This window comes from Streptomyces sp. NPDC058307, assembly GCF_042880295.1.
In the GTDB taxonomy this organism is placed as follows: domain Bacteria; phylum Actinomycetota; class Actinomycetes; order Streptomycetales; family Streptomycetaceae; genus Streptomyces.
In genome coordinates this window covers 127,213-139,991 of sequence record NZ_JBHVYZ010000003.1, presented here as the reverse complement: position 1 = coordinate 139,991, position 12,779 = coordinate 127,213, and the positions used below count along the sequence as shown (strand labels likewise).

Annotated in this window: 12 protein-coding genes and 3 pseudogenes; 9 read left to right on the top strand and 6 right to left on the bottom strand. The window is 71.4% G+C overall.

Translation table 11 applies throughout. The features are described from left to right. The first annotated feature begins 36 nt into the window (after positions 1-36). Positions 37-477: an SPW repeat protein gene (locus ACFVYN_RS03700; protein WP_389991940.1), complete on the top strand. Its 441-nt coding sequence runs from the start codon at positions 37-39 to the stop codon at positions 475-477. Between the two features lie 75 nt (positions 478-552). Here ACFVYN_RS03700 and ACFVYN_RS03695 read toward each other — a convergent pair whose 3' ends face one another. Further along, entirely contained in the window at positions 553-1,278 is a 726-nt protein-coding gene (locus ACFVYN_RS03695) for a phosphotransferase family protein (RefSeq protein WP_389991937.1), read from the bottom strand. 99 nt (positions 1,279-1,377) lie between these two features. Here ACFVYN_RS03695 and ACFVYN_RS03690 point away from each other — a divergent pair, with 99 nt between their 5' ends. After that, entirely contained in the window at positions 1,378-1,923 is a 546-nt protein-coding gene (locus ACFVYN_RS03690; RefSeq protein ID WP_389991935.1) for a hypothetical protein, read from the top strand. On the opposite strand, the gene ACFVYN_RS03685 is transcribed toward ACFVYN_RS03690, so the two are convergent. Next, positions 1,916-3,358, bottom strand: coding sequence for a hydrolase (locus ACFVYN_RS03685; RefSeq protein WP_389991932.1), 1,443 nt, complete (start codon positions 3,356-3,358; stop codon positions 1,916-1,918). The two genes, ACFVYN_RS03690 and ACFVYN_RS03685, sit on opposite strands and share 8 nt — an antisense overlap. Before the next feature lie 230 nt (positions 3,359-3,588). Between ACFVYN_RS03685 and ACFVYN_RS03680 the strand changes: the two genes are divergently transcribed. Continuing rightward, on the top strand, positions 3,589-3,852 hold the full coding sequence (locus tag ACFVYN_RS03680; RefSeq protein WP_352386050.1) for a GlsB/YeaQ/YmgE family stress response membrane protein: 264 nt from the start codon (positions 3,589-3,591) through the stop codon (positions 3,850-3,852). A 461-nt stretch (positions 3,853-4,313) separates the two neighbouring features. Then, positions 4,314-5,195: a GNAT family N-acetyltransferase gene (locus ACFVYN_RS03675; protein ID WP_389991930.1), complete on the top strand. Its 882-nt coding sequence runs from the start codon at positions 4,314-4,316 to the stop codon at positions 5,193-5,195. 89 nt (positions 5,196-5,284) lie between these two features. Here the strand turns inward: ACFVYN_RS03675 and ACFVYN_RS03670 are convergent, their stop codons facing one another. Both ACFVYN_RS03670 and ACFVYN_RS03665 read right to left on the bottom strand, forming a co-directional pair. Beyond that, positions 5,285-6,061 (bottom strand): GNAT family N-acetyltransferase, encoded by a 777-nt coding sequence (locus ACFVYN_RS03670; protein WP_389991927.1) that lies wholly within the window; start codon positions 6,059-6,061, stop codon positions 5,285-5,287. Between the two features lie 40 nt (positions 6,062-6,101). Beyond that, positions 6,102-6,479, bottom strand: a complete 378-nt coding sequence (locus ACFVYN_RS03665; protein WP_389992250.1) for a MerR family transcriptional regulator — start codon at positions 6,477-6,479, stop codon at positions 6,102-6,104. Between the two features lie 58 nt (positions 6,480-6,537). Here ACFVYN_RS03665 and ACFVYN_RS03660 point away from each other — a divergent pair, with 58 nt between their 5' ends. Continuing rightward, the gene (locus ACFVYN_RS03660; protein WP_389991924.1) at positions 6,538-7,737 is read left to right on the top strand and encodes an MFS transporter; all 1,200 of its coding nucleotides are present in this window, start codon (positions 6,538-6,540) and stop codon (positions 7,735-7,737) included. 15 nt (positions 7,738-7,752) lie between these two features. Further along, a pseudogene (locus ACFVYN_RS03655) lies at positions 7,753-8,230 on the top strand (nucleoside deaminase). Between the two features lie 149 nt (positions 8,231-8,379). Here ACFVYN_RS03655 and ACFVYN_RS03650 read toward each other — a convergent pair. Further along, positions 8,380-8,514, bottom strand: a pseudogene (locus tag ACFVYN_RS03650) (chaplin family protein); the annotation flags it as partial. A gap of 81 nt (positions 8,515-8,595) precedes the next feature. Between ACFVYN_RS03650 and ACFVYN_RS03645 the strand changes: the two are divergent. The 3 genes and pseudogenes from ACFVYN_RS03645 to ACFVYN_RS03635 all read left to right on the top strand — a co-directional run bounded on the left by ACFVYN_RS03645 (position 8,596) and on the right by ACFVYN_RS03635 (position 12,037). Next, a complete protein-coding gene (locus ACFVYN_RS03645; RefSeq protein WP_389991921.1) occupies positions 8,596-10,182 on the top strand; it encodes an alpha/beta hydrolase in 1,587 nt (528 codons plus the stop codon). Positions 10,183-10,431: 249 nt separating this feature from the next. Then, positions 10,432-10,824: pseudogene (locus ACFVYN_RS03640) on the top strand (PaaI family thioesterase); the annotation flags it as partial. A 115-nt stretch (positions 10,825-10,939) separates the two neighbouring features. Continuing rightward, positions 10,940-12,037 carry a chemotaxis protein gene (locus ACFVYN_RS03635; protein ID WP_389991918.1) on the top strand — a complete coding sequence of 366 codons (1,098 nt, stop codon included), beginning with the start codon at positions 10,940-10,942 and terminating at the stop codon, positions 12,035-12,037. 32 nt (positions 12,038-12,069) lie between these two features. Here the strand turns inward: ACFVYN_RS03635 and ACFVYN_RS03630 are convergent, their stop codons facing one another. Then, positions 12,070-12,483: an SsgA family sporulation/cell division regulator gene (locus tag ACFVYN_RS03630; RefSeq protein WP_389991916.1), complete on the bottom strand. Its 414-nt coding sequence runs from the start codon at positions 12,481-12,483 to the stop codon at positions 12,070-12,072. Positions 12,484-12,779: the final 296 nt, after the last annotated feature.

Sequence of the window (12,779 nt, the reverse complement as noted above, 5' to 3'; positions counted from 1 at the left end):
AGCCGCGGTCGGGCCAGAAGTCGAAGGAGACGAATCATGGCCAACGTCTCACGCAGCCGAGGTGACATCACGAGCCACCCGGACGCTCCGGAAATGCGGGAACGCTACGCCCGCATGCTCGGCGGTCGCGATGTGGCGCTCGTGGACGGACCGGTGTTCCTGCTCGGTCTGTACTGTGCCGTGTCCCCCTGGATACTCCACTACACGACGAGCCAGCCCGCCCTCATGACCCACAACCTCATCGTGGGCATTGCGATCGGCCTGCTGGCGCTCGGATTCACCCAGACCCCGGAGCGCATGTACGGCCTCAGCTGGGCTTTCTGCGCGGTCGGCGTCTGGATGATCATCGCTCCCTGGGTCGTCGGTGACAGCCCCGACGCCGGTGTGGCGCTGAACAACATCATCATCGGCGCCCTCGCGGTGATCCTGGGGCTGATGTGCACCGTCACGGCGGCGAAGAGCGCCCCCAGGCCGTAGCGGATCCCTCGACCAAGGAGACGGCATGGCCGGTCCACCCGACGTGGACCGGCCATGCCGTGTCCGGACCGGCGGTCATCCCAGGAAGGCGCCGAGTTCACGGCGGTGATCCGCCACCCACTCCTCCGCGGCCCGCACCTCGTCCACGACCCCCTGTTCGCGCAGCCGGATCATGGCCCGCTCGCCCCGTAGCGCACCCGCCTCGATCCCCCTCCGGCACCGGTCCTGCCACCACAGCACCGTGTCCAGCAACCCGTCCCGCCCGTCGAGGCCGTAGGCATCGCAGATCAGCCGGATACGGCGCGCGGCCCCCCGTACGTCCGCCACGTCCGGCCCCAGGTCGAGGTACTGCCAGCACACGTGGGCGACGTCGTGCATCCGCTCGCCCGGAGCGGCAAGGTCCCAGTCGATGAACGCGGCGGGCCGCCCCGCGGTGTACACGGTGTTCTTCGGTGCGAGGTCGTTGTGGCAGACGACGTCCCGGTCCCCGGCGAGCGCTGTTCCGTGGGTGAGGTCGTGGAAGACACGGACTAGCCGGGCAACCTCCGCGAGGGCCTCGTCGGTCCGGACCGCGGCGCGCTCGCGCGGGCTCACGGCGGCCCGGCCCTCGACATGGCCGAAGGTCTCCCGGCCGAGTCCGTCGACACCGAGGAACCGCGGCGCCCCGGGCCAGCCCGCCTTCTCGAACAGGGCGAGCAACTCCCGCACGAAGTCCGACCGTTCGTGTGGCGGGCGCCGCACGGTGTCGCCGACCCGGACGACCAGGTTGACCGCGCCGCCGCCGAGCACCGACTCCTCCATCTTCGACCGCCTCCCCGGGGGGGTCTCGCACCATGGACCCGAACCGAACCCTCTGAAACTACCTGGCCCTGCCCGGACTCGGCGTGCCACTCCCGCCGTATGGATCATGCGGAGGTGCTGCTCGTCGGGGGACGCGCCGGGGTCGGCAAGACGACCGTGGGCTGGGAGGTCTCGGCGCGCCTGCGGGCCGCTCGGGTCGCCCATGCCGTGATCGACGGGGACTTCATGGAGCAGGTCCATCCGGCACCCGAGGGCGATCCCCACCGGGCCGCCATCGGTGAGCGCAACCTGAGCGCCGTGTGGGGGAACTACGCCGAGCTCGGCTACCGGCGCCTCGTCTACGTGAACACCGCGAGCGTGCTGGAGGAGTCGACGGACATGTTCCGGCGGGTGATGGGGGACGGCGTGCGGATCGTACGGGTCCTGCTCACCGCTACCGACGAGACGGCCGAACGGCGGCTGACCGGGCGGGAGCTCGGCTCCGAGCTGGAGCGGGAGCTGCGGGGCAGTGCCCGCAAGGCGCGACTGCTGGACGAGCGTGCGCCCGCCGGCACGCTGCGCGTGGGGACCGACGGGCGCACGGTGATCGACGTCGCGGCCGAGGTGACGGCCGCCACCGGGTGGGTCCCGGCCGGGATCAGCTGACGTTCAGTGCCGTGTCGTCGATGACGAACGACGTCTGGAGCGTGGAGCCCTCCGTGCCGGTGAACTTGAGGGTGACACCCTGGCCCGCGTAGGCCGCCAGGTTGAAGCTGCGCTGGGTGTAGCCGGAGGCCGCGTTGAGGTTCGAGTACGTGGCCAGGGTGCTCAGTACCGTGCCCGAGCTGTTGAGGACCTGCACCTTGAGGGTGTCGTAGGCGGTGCTGGTGGAGGTCTCGGCTGTGTCGACGTGCAGGTAGAAGCTGAGCGTGGCCTTGGTGCACGTGGAGGGGACGGTCACGGACTGGGACAGGGTGTCGGTGCGCGCGGAGCCGTAGCCGTCGAGCCAGGCGTAGTAGGAGCCGGTACGGGCGGACTGACTGCCGGAGTTGGTGATCACTCCGCTGCTCGCGGTCCAGGTCGAACTGCCGGACTCGAAGCCGTTGTTGCCGAGGAGCTGCGCCGACGTGCAGGTGGAACCTCCGCCGCCGTCCCCGCCGCCGCTGCTGCTCCCGCCGGACAGCCACTCGGTGGCGTTGAGGGCGAGGGCCGCGTTGGTGGCGCCGGAGTCGTTCCAGCCGTCGTAGAGGGTGTTGCCGGACTGGCCGGTGCCGTCGTCGACGGGTGAGCTGTCGCCCCAGAAGGCGACCCGGCCGCTGCCGAAGGTGCTCGTGGCGAAGAAGGCGCCGGTGTTGCCCGAGTAACCGGTCCGGTAGAGCAGGCCCTTGGCGTTCGCGTTGTCGGCGGGCTTGAGGGTGGCCGTGGTGCCGCTGGCGATGAGGCTCTTCGTGACCGTGCCGAAGGAACCGTGCAGGACGGGGTTGCCGCTGTCGCTGATGGCCGACGGGTAGTCGGAGCTGATGCTCAGGGAGTCGATGGAGAAGCCGAACGGGTCGGTGGAGTCGACGCTGTTGTTGCTCATCAGGTCGTTGAGGATCTCGACCGCGTCCTCGCCGTCGTTGTTGCGGTCGGAGCCGGTGTGGTCGGAGATCATGAAGAGGCCGCCGCCGTTCTTCACGAAGGTCATGATCGCCGTCTTCTCGGCGGTCGTGAACAGCGTGTTGGGCTCGGGCAGGACCAGGGTGTCGAAGTTGGACAGGTCGGTGGCGGAGGAGCCGCCGTAGGTGAGGGCGCTCGTCGCCGTCTTGAGGCTGTAGGCGCCGGTCTTCTGCAGGGCGACGCCCCAGGAGGAGAGGGCGCCGGTCCAGTCGGTCTCGGCGGAGGGCGAGGAGTCCTGCCCCAAGGGGTCGGGCTGGCTGGTGGAGACGATCCAGTCGGCGTTTCCGGCCGTCTCGGCGTGCGCGTTGTCGAAGAGGATCCGGTGCGGGGTGGCAGCGGCGGCGGGAGTGGCGGTGGCCTGTACGGCGACACCTGCGGCGAGGAGGGTGACTCCGGCGAGGACGGCGCCGAGTCTGTGGCGGGGAAGGGTGAGTCCGGGCATCCGGCATACCTCCGTGAGGAGTTGGGGAAGGGCGATGCGGGACGGGAACTACGCGCATAGATACGCGATCCATTTGGACCGTACATGACATGCAGAGGGCTGAACAGAACCGTCCGGTCCTCCCGACGAGGATTGACCCGGTGTTGACCGACGGTTGGGACAGAGCCTGACTGCGGACGCCGTCGGCGGGCATCCGGAGTGCATCGTTGCTCATCGGAAAAGGGGCGGAGATGGAAGTCAGCGGCATCATCAGTGCCATCGTGATCGGCATCGTCATCGGTGTCCTGGGCCGGCTCGTGGTGCCGGGCCGTCAGCGCATCGGAATCCTGTTGACCATCCTGGTCGGCATCGTGGCCGCACTGATCGGCTCGGCGATCGCCGCGGCCTTCGGCGTGGCCGACACCAACGGCGTCGACTGGGTCGAGTGGCTCATCCAGATCGCCCTCGCCGCGCTCGGAGTGGCGGCGCTGGACCGGTCGAAGGCGCGCCGCTGACAGCTGTACGGAACGAAGCAGCACACCAGCACGTACGAGCTTCGGTGCGAGCACGTACGAGAGTGCGGCGCGCCGGAGCCTCCGGCGCGCCGCAGCGCATAGGCCACCCCGCCGCGCGTAGGCCACCCCGCCGCGCGTAGGCCACCCCGCTGAGTGGAGGCCGCCCCGCCGCGCATAGGCCACACCACCGCACGTAGGCCACGCCACCGTGTGGAGGACCATGGCAACGTGCAGGACCGCGGCACCACGTGCAGGACCCGGCGCCCCGCGCAGGACCCGGCGCCGCCCGGAGGGCCGCGGTGCCGCACCCAGGACCATGGCATCGCGCCTCAGGACCATGGCATCGCGCCCAGGACCACGGCGCCCCGCGCAGGACCACGGCGGCAAATCCCGTTGCGTACGCCGGAGTCCGACGGCAGGCTTCAAGCGCCCGCCGCCCCTCCCCCGTGACGGAGACCCGCTTGTCCTTCGACATCATCCCGCTCGCCGATCCCCGGCCCGCCCCCTCCAGTCGCCGTCTGGCCTGGCTGGCCGCCGGGGACGACGGTGTGCCGCTCGGGTCCGCCTTCCTGCGGCTGTTCACGAAGGAGGGGCAGGAGCACCTCGCCGAACTGCAGCTCGCGGTGCACGGCGCCGAGCGGCGGCAGGGCATCGGAACCCGGCTTCTGCAGGCCGCGTTGGAAACGGCGAAGGCGGAGCGACGGCGGTCGGTCATCGCACAGGCCGTACAGGGCTCCCCCGCCGATCTGTTCCTGCCGGCCCGGGGCTTCCGGCCGGTCCTGGCGCTCACGTACGCCCGGCTCACGCTGGCCGACGTCGATCGTGCCGCGATCGACGCGCTCCTCGAACTGCCCCACCCCGGCTACCGGTTGACCGAGTGGGAAGGCACCGTGCCCGACGCCCTGGCGCGGTCGTTCGCCGACTCGCGGCGGGCGATGGACGACATGCCCATGGAGGGTACGGACTTCGGCAGGGTCGTCTGGGACGTGGAGCGCGTGGTCGCGGCCGCGGAGGCCGTCGCGCGGCGCGGCGAGCTGCTGCACACCGTCGCCGTCGTGGACGCGGCGGACGGAAGCGTGGTCGGGTTCTCCGAACTGGTCGTGCCCGGCGACGGGTTGGGCGACGGTCAGCACTACGGCACCGCCGTGCTCCCCGAACACCGTGGGCGTGGCCTCGCCCGCTGGATGAAGGCGGCGGCCGTCCGCCACGCCCTCGAACGGCACCCCGCCCTGTCCGGGCTGTGCACCGACACCGCGGAGAGCAACAAGCCGATGCTCGCCGTCAACGACTCCCTCGGATACCTGCCGACGCACCGGGCCGTGGAGTACCAGCTCGACCTGTGATCACCGGGTCGTGGCGGCCCGCAGTGCGGCCAGACCCTTGCGGCCGGAGAGGTACACCGGCGTCCACCCCAGTTGACAGGCGCCGGAGTCTACGGCCGGTACACGTGCGGCTGCGTGATGGTCAGCGGCTCGAACCCGAGGCGTTCCAGGATGGGGCGGCTCGTGGCCATCGCGTCGACCTGGAGGTAGCGGTATCCCCGTTCCACGGCGGCGCGGGCGCGGTGGGCGACCAGGGCACGGTAGATGCCGCGGCCGCGCCAGCCCTCGACGGTGCCGCCGCCCCACAGGCCGGCGAAACGGGTGCCGGGCACCAGCTCCATACGGGCCGCGCTGACCGGCTCGTCACCGGCGAGTGCGACGGTCGCGACCACGGTGTCGGGGTCGTCCTGGAGCCGGGCCAGCAGTTGGCGCCGTAGCCGGGAGCTGTCGGTGCCGAATGCCTTCTCGTGCACGTCCGCCACGAGGTCGACGCCCGCCCGGTCCGTGACCGGGAGGAAACGGATCCCCTCGGGCGGCTCGATGTCCAGGGTGAGGTCGGCGACCTCGGCGATCATCAGCGTCTCCTCGGGCTCGGGGGTGAACCCGGCCGCCCTGAGCCGCTCTCCCAGGTCGACGGGCAGGTCGTGCCCGTACAGCTTCCACTCGAACTCGATGCCGAGCCCGGTGTAGTGCGCGATCTGCTCGGCGATGGCCTTGTCGGCACTCGCCTCGTCCAGGTCGGACCAGACCACGCCGTTCCAGCCATGGTCGGCGGCGACCTGACGGACCACCCTGCCGACCCGCTCCACACGCGCACCGGGACCGTCCGGCTGGGCGCCTTCGCGCATATTCCGGTCGAAGAGGGCGAGTACCGCAACATGATCCATGGGCCCACTTCATCACCCGGAAGCCCCCGCGGCAATGGCGTTACGGCCGCCCGTCCGCCGCGCGCACCGACGCCAGGTAGGCGCTGAGCCGGTCGCGGTTGCGGGCCAGGCAGTCGATCCGGGCCTGGATGCGGTCGACGTGGGCCTCCAGGAGGGCGGCCGTCTCGGGCGTCAGGTGCTCGGTCGGCAGCAGAATCTCCTCCGGTCCCGACAGATACGGCAGGATCGCGCGGATCATCTCCGTGGTCAGGCCCGAGTCCAGCAGCCCGCGGATCTGCTGGACGTCCCGGACCGCCGCCTCGCCGAAGAAGCGGTAGCCGTTGTCGGCCCGCTCGGGGTGGAGCAGATCCTGTTCCTCGTAGTAGCGCAGCAGCCTGGTGGGGACTCCCGTACGGCGGGACAGCTCACCGATCCTCATGACGTGCTCCCGGGTCGCCCTTGCCTTCACACTGATGTGAAGGTCCGAGCATGGTCGCATGTCCACCATCTCCCCGGCCAAGGGCACACCCCTGCCCGCGTCCGCCCCGCTGCCGTGGTCCGGGCTCCTCGCCCTGTCCACGGCCGCCTTCACCGCCGTGCTGACCGAGCTGCTGCCCGCGGGACTGCTGCCCCGCATGGCCCCGGCCCTGGGTGTCTCCGAGGCCCGGATCGGCTTCCTCGTCACCGGGTACGCGGCCGCGTCCTTTGCCGCCGCCATCCCGCTCACGGCCTTGCTGCGCGGGCTGCCGCGCCGACGGGTGCTCGGCGGGGCGCTGCTCTGCTTCGCGGTGAGCAACGCGGTGGTGGCGCTGTCCTCGTCGTACTCCCTGACGTTCGCCGCCCGGCTGGTCGCCGGGTGCGCGGGCGGAACCCTGTGGGCGATGCTCGCCGGGTACGCGGCACGGATGGTGCCGGCCGCGCGGCGCGGCCGGGCCATCGCGATCGTGCTCGCCGGGATCACCCTCGCCCTGTCCCTGGGCGTCCCGGCCGGCACGGCGCTGGCCGGGGCGGTGGGCTGGCGCACGGCGTTCGGGCTGCTGTCCGGGCTCGCGGTGCTGCTGGTGGGCTGGGTGCGGTGGCGGGTGCCCGGTTTCCCCGGCGAGACGCGGCACGCGCGCGTACCGCTCGTCCGGGTCGCCGCACTGCCCGGCGTCCCGGCCGTCCTGTCCGTCACGCTGTTCCTTCTGGTCGGGCACCAGGTGATGTACACGTACGTCGCCCCGTTCGCGGCCCATGCCGGCTTCGGCCGTACGGGAGTGGTCCTGCTGGTGTTCGGGGCGGCGACGGTGGTGGGGATCTGGCTCACCGGGCTGCTGGTGGACCGGCATCCGCGGCCGACGCTTCTCGGGGCGCTGGGGCTGTGCGCGGCCGTGATGCTCGTACTGGGGCTCGCCGCCGGGGTGCCGGGCGTGCTGCTGGTCTCGGTCGCCCTGTGGGGCGTCGCGTTCGGGGGCGCGCCGACGCTGATCCAGACGGCGCTGGTCGACGCCTCGGGCCCGGAGCGGGCGGACGCGGCCACGTCGTTGCAGACCACGGTGTACAACGCCGGGATCGCGGTGGGTTCGCTGACCGGCGGAGTGGCGCTGGAGGACCTGGGTGCGGGCGCCCTGCCCTGGACGGCGCTGCCGCTGGTGCTGGTCGCGCTCGGAGTGGTCGCCGTGGGCCGGCGAAACGCGTTTCCGCCGGCGCGGCGGTGATCCTGGGCTCGGGTCATGGTCGCGAAGGACACAGAGCTGCCGTATCTGCGCCGCTGCGTCGAGCGGGCCGCCGAGGCACTGGAGGCCGGGGCCGAACCGTTCGGATCGGTCCTGGTGAGCGCCGCCGGGGAGATCCTCGCCGAGGACCGCAACCGCGTGGCCTCCGGCGACCGCACCCGGCACCCCGAGTTCGAGCCGACCCGCTGGTCGGCGGCGCGCCTGACCACCCGGGGAGCGGGCCGCGGCCACCGTGTACACCTCCGGTGAGCACGGTCCGATGTGCGCCGCCGCGCACACCTGGGTCGGCCTCGGGCGCATCGTGTACGTCACCTCGTCCGCGCCTCGCCGAGTGGCTCGGCCAGTTGGGAGTGCCAGCGCACCGGTGCGGACCCTGCCGGTCAACGAGGTCGCCCCCGATGTGGTCGTCGAGGGCCCGGTGCCCGAGCTGACGGAGCGCGTACGGCAGCTGCACCGCCGGTTCCACGAGAGCTGACTCTCGCAAGCCACCCGTCGGCGTGCTTCCCATGGGCGCCACCGGCAGCAGAGTGCGGTACCGGTCGTCGTGGCGTGCAGGAGTGGGCCCGTGCCGGTGTGGGGGAGGTCGCCCCCGGCCCGGCCCCCGGGCAGGTACACGGACTCGTTGCCGACGGACGCGCTGCCCACGCCGACCACGTTCACGGCGTTGCCGCTGATGTTGACCGGCAGGTGGGCCGGGAGGCGTACCCCGTCGCGGGAGAGCACAGCCGGCGAGCCCTTACCGCCACCCTCGACGCACACGCCGCCGCTCGTCCGGAGGCGGACCGCCAAAGGGCCGTTTATGGTGATCGAGGGCGCCGATGGGCGTCCTTGGAGGCATGGATGCTCGCCAAGGTGACGAGGCGGCGATGCGCTCTGTCCGGAGCCGTGGGGCTGGCCCTGCTCGGCGCCGGACTGCCGGCCGTGGCCGCGGACGGCGCAGGACCGGACCTGTCGCGCTTCTACCACCAGAAGATCAAGTGGTCGAAGTGCGTGGGCATGGAGACCCCCGACGACCTGCAGTGCGGAAAGGTCACCGTTCCCCTCGACTACGCGAGGCCCCGCGCGCGCACCCTCGACCTGGCACTCGCGCGCTACCGGTCCACGGCCGAGCACAAGCGGGGTTCGGTGGTGCTGAACTTCGGCGGCCCCGGTGGCGCGGGCGTGCCCGGTCTCGCGGCCGGCGGTGACGACTTCATGGGGCTCACGGACGAGTACGACGTGGTGTCCTTCGATCCGCGCGGCGTGGGCAGGTCCTCGCCGGTCAGCTGCGGCGCCGGCACCGACGAGGCGCTGGCGGCCACCGACGACGAGACGGCCGTCACGCAGGATCCGCGGACCGTGCTCGGGAGGTTGCGGAAGGCGGCCGCCCAGTGCGCCGAGCACTCCGGACCGGTGCTCCGGCACATCGGCACGGTGAACGCCTCCCGCGACCTGGACATCATGCGCCAGGCCCTCGGTGACAAGAAGCTCAACTACCTCGGCTTCTCCTACGGCAGCCGGCTCGGAGCGGTGTACGCGGCCCAGTTCCCGAAGAAGGTGGGCCGCCTGGTGCTGGACGGTGTGGACACCCTCACCGAGCCGCTGTCCGAGCAGGGCGTGGCGGGCGCCGCCGGGCAGCAGACTGCGCTGGAGGACTTCGTCGACTGGTGCGTGAAGGACATCGGCTGTCCCTTCGGCACCGACGCACGCGGCGCCCGGGAACAGGTCGTACGACTGGTGGCGTCACTGGACGAGGACCCGGTGCCGACGGATTTCGGCCCCGACTTCACCGGACAGGACCTCGTGGGCGCCATCAGCCAGGCGCTCTACAGCGAGGATCTGTGGCCCTCACTGGAGCGGGCGCTCGCCCAGCTGGTCGACGACGGCGACACCACTGGGGTCCTCGCCTTCGCGGGCGGCGGCTCCGGTTTCCTCACCCGCGCCCGCCCTTCCTCCGACGACCCGACGCACAGCACCCTCACCGACGTGGAGGACGTGCCGCTCGACAATCTTCCGGCGGCGCTGATGGCGGTCAACTGCGCGGACGATCCCGACCGCCCCGGCGCCGACCGGATCACCAAGGACCTGACCCGGCTGCGCGCCGCCTATGAGAAGGCGTCCCCGGTCTTCGGCCGCTACCGGCTCACCGAGTACCTCATGTGCTACGGCCGCCCCAAGGGCACCGACTTCATCCGCGAGAAGGTCCGTGACGTCGGCACGCCGAAGATACTGCTCGTCGGCACCCGCGGCGACCCTGCGACGCCGTACCGCTGGACCGTGGAGACCGCGAAGCGCCTCGGCGACTCGGCCGTGGTCCTCGACAACAAGGGCGAGGGCCACACCGGTTACGGCTCCTCCAAGTGCGTGCACCGCAAGGTCGACGACTTCCTGATGTACGGCAGCCTGCCGCCGAACGGCAGCTCGTGCGGGGCAGAACGCGACGACTGAGGCGAACGGGGGAACCGGGGTCCGGCTCAGGACTCCCAGCACGCGAGCCGGTGCATGGCCGTCGCCGCCCAGCACCTCGCGCAGTTCCGCGTTGAAGCGGTCGATCTCCGGCTGGGCGGCGCGCAGGGCGTCGGCCCCTGTCTCGGTCAACTCCAGTACGACGGCCCGGTGTTCACGCGGGTGCGCTTCCTTTGGTCTCTACTTCCTGCTCCAGCGGGCCGCACACCGCCTGCGCACCCCCGCCGACCGGTGCTGTCTGGCCGCCGCGCGCTGGTCGGCGCCCGGTTGACCGCTTTCGAGGAGGGCGGGGCGACACTCGAGTTCGGCATCCGCGGCGACCTGCTCCAGCAGCACGGCACCCTGCACGGCGGAGTGCTCGGCTACGCGGCGGACAACGCGTGCTCGTTCGCGGCGGGTTCGATGGCCGTCTCCACGGTGACCACCGCAGACTTCTCCATCGACTTCCTGCGGCCCGCCCGCGGCGAGCTGCTGCGCGCCCGCGCCCGGGTGGTGCGGGCCGGTCGTACCCGGGTGGTGCGGGCCGGTCGTACCCGGGTGGTGTGCCGCAGCGGCCTCAGCACCGTGGACGCCGACGGCGCCGAGACCCTGTGCGCGGTGGCGCAGGGCTCGATCGCCGTTACGCGCACTGCTCACGGCGTGAGCCGTCAGGTACCGGCGTCACATCAACGAAATGCCCAGTATGCCCGATCAAGTTGCCCCGAATGCCTAATAGCCCGATCGGCCCTATGGTGCTGTTATGGAGCACGCACTCAGTCCTGCGACCCTCTCCGAACTGCGCCGCCCGCGCGCCTATCCGGCGGTGTCCGTGCTGACGCCGACCCACCGCCGCGAACCCGAGAACGCCCAGGATCCGGTCCGGCTGCGCAATGTGGTGGCCGAGGCCAAGAAGCAGCTGGAGGCCGATCCGGCGGTTCCCCGGTTGCGGCGCATCGACGTCTCCCGGCAGCTGGACCAGGCCCTCGCCGAGATCGATCTGGCGCATACCGAGGACGGACTGGCGATCTTCGCCGCGCCGGGTGAGCACCAGGTCTGGTCCCTGGCCCGTGCCGTGCCGGAGCGCGTGGTTCTCTCGGACACCTTCCTGACCCGCAACCTCGTCTCCGCGCAGGCCTCCGAGCGACCGTTCTGGGTGCTGTCGGTCTCCGCCGATCGCGCCGCACTGTGGAACGGTGGTGTCGACCGGGTCGCCGAGCACCGCGCCGGCGGCTTCCCGCTGACCAGGACCCGCGAGAATTTCGACGCCGAGCGCCTGGAACGGATCGGCGACCTGCCCAGCACCTACCGCGACGAGGACACGCGGCACTTCCTGCGGGACGCCGACTCGGCGATGACCAAGGTGCTGCGCGAGGACCCGCGCCCGCTGTACGTCACCGGCGAGACCGGGGCGCTGTCCGCCCTGCACGAGGTCGGCAGTGTCACCAGGGACGCGGTGCACGTCCCGCACGGGGGGCTCGCGCACGGCACCCCGGAGGCGGTGTGGCAGGCGGTCCGGCCGCTGGTCGCCGCGGATGCCCGCAGGAGCACCGACGCGGTGACCCGCGAGCTCGAATCGGCGCGCGGGCGGCGGGCGTTCGCGGCCGGTGTCGACGAGATCTGGCAGAGCGCCCGGGAGGGCCGGCTGCGGCTGCTGGCCGTCGAGGAGAACTACCGAGTCACGGTCCGCGACGAGGGCGGTGACCATCTGGTCCCGGCCGACAGCGGTGACCTCGACGCCCGCGAGGACATCGTGGACGAGATCGTCGAACAGTGCCTGGAGACCGGCGCCGAGGTCCGCTTCGTACCGGACGGCACGCTGGGCGGCGCCGACGGCATCGCGGGTGTGCTGCGGTTCTGACCCCTGGGCGATCCTCTGGTCCGCCGCACGGCTCACACGCTCCCGAAGAGCTCGCCGAGCCCCCGCTCGACGGCCTGGTCGAGGTCTTCCTGCCCGGCGCCGACCACCGCGTAGGTCCCCAGCAGGAAGCCGCGCAGGGTGGGCGTAGGGAACTGGAGGAGGGCGAGGCCGTAGGGCGAGTGGAACTCCACGACCGTGATGTCCCGGCCGCACGGCCAGATGTGCACGTCCCCGCCGCCGGCCGGCCCGCTCAACCCCTCCGCCAGCAGGGCACGGGCGAAAGTCCAGGTCACCCCCTGTCCGTCCAGGGAGACCTCGGGCGGGAAGTCGACGCACACCGCCAGCGGGTCGGTGGAGCCGTAGCGCAGGGTCGCGGGGACGGGCAGTTGCTGGTTCTCCGCGGTGACCAGACGGGCGCATGCGGGCTGCTCGAGGGTCGTGTCCATGTTCTTAGGAGCACGCAGACCCCCTTTGCATTACGCCTGAACGTAGGTGAATTTTTGTGACCTGCATCACATGCGTGTGATCACACGGAGTCGCCTAGACTTTTTGGAACACAGGACCGTCGAACACATAAATGAGTACCCGGCCGACCACCCCGGTGATCCGTCAAGTCACGTACGCCACCTACGACTTGGGGCAGCGAACGGCGTAGACAAGACGTCCGGTACGACCGCTCCGCGAAGACTGTGGCATATGCCAGAAGCACCACCGTATCGTGTGTTGCCAAATCCCTTACAGC

What these genes read in the sequence shown, in the direction of transcription:
- ACFVYN_RS03700 (WP_389991940.1), top strand. Translation starts at nt 37, where the DNA reads ATGGCCAACGTCTCACGCAGCCGAGGTGACATCACGAGCCACCCGGAC.
- ACFVYN_RS03695 (WP_389991937.1), bottom strand. Translation starts at nt 1,278, where the DNA reads ATGGAGGAGTCGGTGCTCGGCGGCGGCGCGGTCAACCTGGTCGTCCGG.
- ACFVYN_RS03690 (WP_389991935.1), top strand. Translation starts at nt 1,378, where the DNA reads ATGGATCATGCGGAGGTGCTGCTCGTCGGGGGACGCGCCGGGGTCGGC.
- ACFVYN_RS03685 (WP_389991932.1), bottom strand. Translation starts at nt 3,358, where the DNA reads ATGCCCGGACTCACCCTTCCCCGCCACAGACTCGGCGCCGTCCTCGCC.
- ACFVYN_RS03680 (WP_352386050.1), top strand. Translation starts at nt 3,589, where the DNA reads ATGGAAGTCAGCGGCATCATCAGTGCCATCGTGATCGGCATCGTCATC.
- ACFVYN_RS03670 (WP_389991927.1), bottom strand. Translation starts at nt 6,061, where the DNA reads ATGGATCATGTTGCGGTACTCGCCCTCTTCGACCGGAATATGCGCGAA.
- ACFVYN_RS03665 (WP_389992250.1), bottom strand. Translation starts at nt 6,479, where the DNA reads ATGAGGATCGGTGAGCTGTCCCGCCGTACGGGAGTCCCCACCAGGCTG.
- ACFVYN_RS03660 (WP_389991924.1), top strand. Translation starts at nt 6,538, where the DNA reads ATGTCCACCATCTCCCCGGCCAAGGGCACACCCCTGCCCGCGTCCGCC.
- ACFVYN_RS03645 (WP_389991921.1), top strand. Translation starts at nt 8,596, where the DNA reads ATGCTCGCCAAGGTGACGAGGCGGCGATGCGCTCTGTCCGGAGCCGTG.
- ACFVYN_RS03635 (WP_389991918.1), top strand. Translation starts at nt 10,940, where the DNA reads ATGGAGCACGCACTCAGTCCTGCGACCCTCTCCGAACTGCGCCGCCCG.
- ACFVYN_RS03630 (WP_389991916.1), bottom strand. Translation starts at nt 12,483, where the DNA reads ATGGACACGACCCTCGAGCAGCCCGCATGCGCCCGTCTGGTCACCGCG.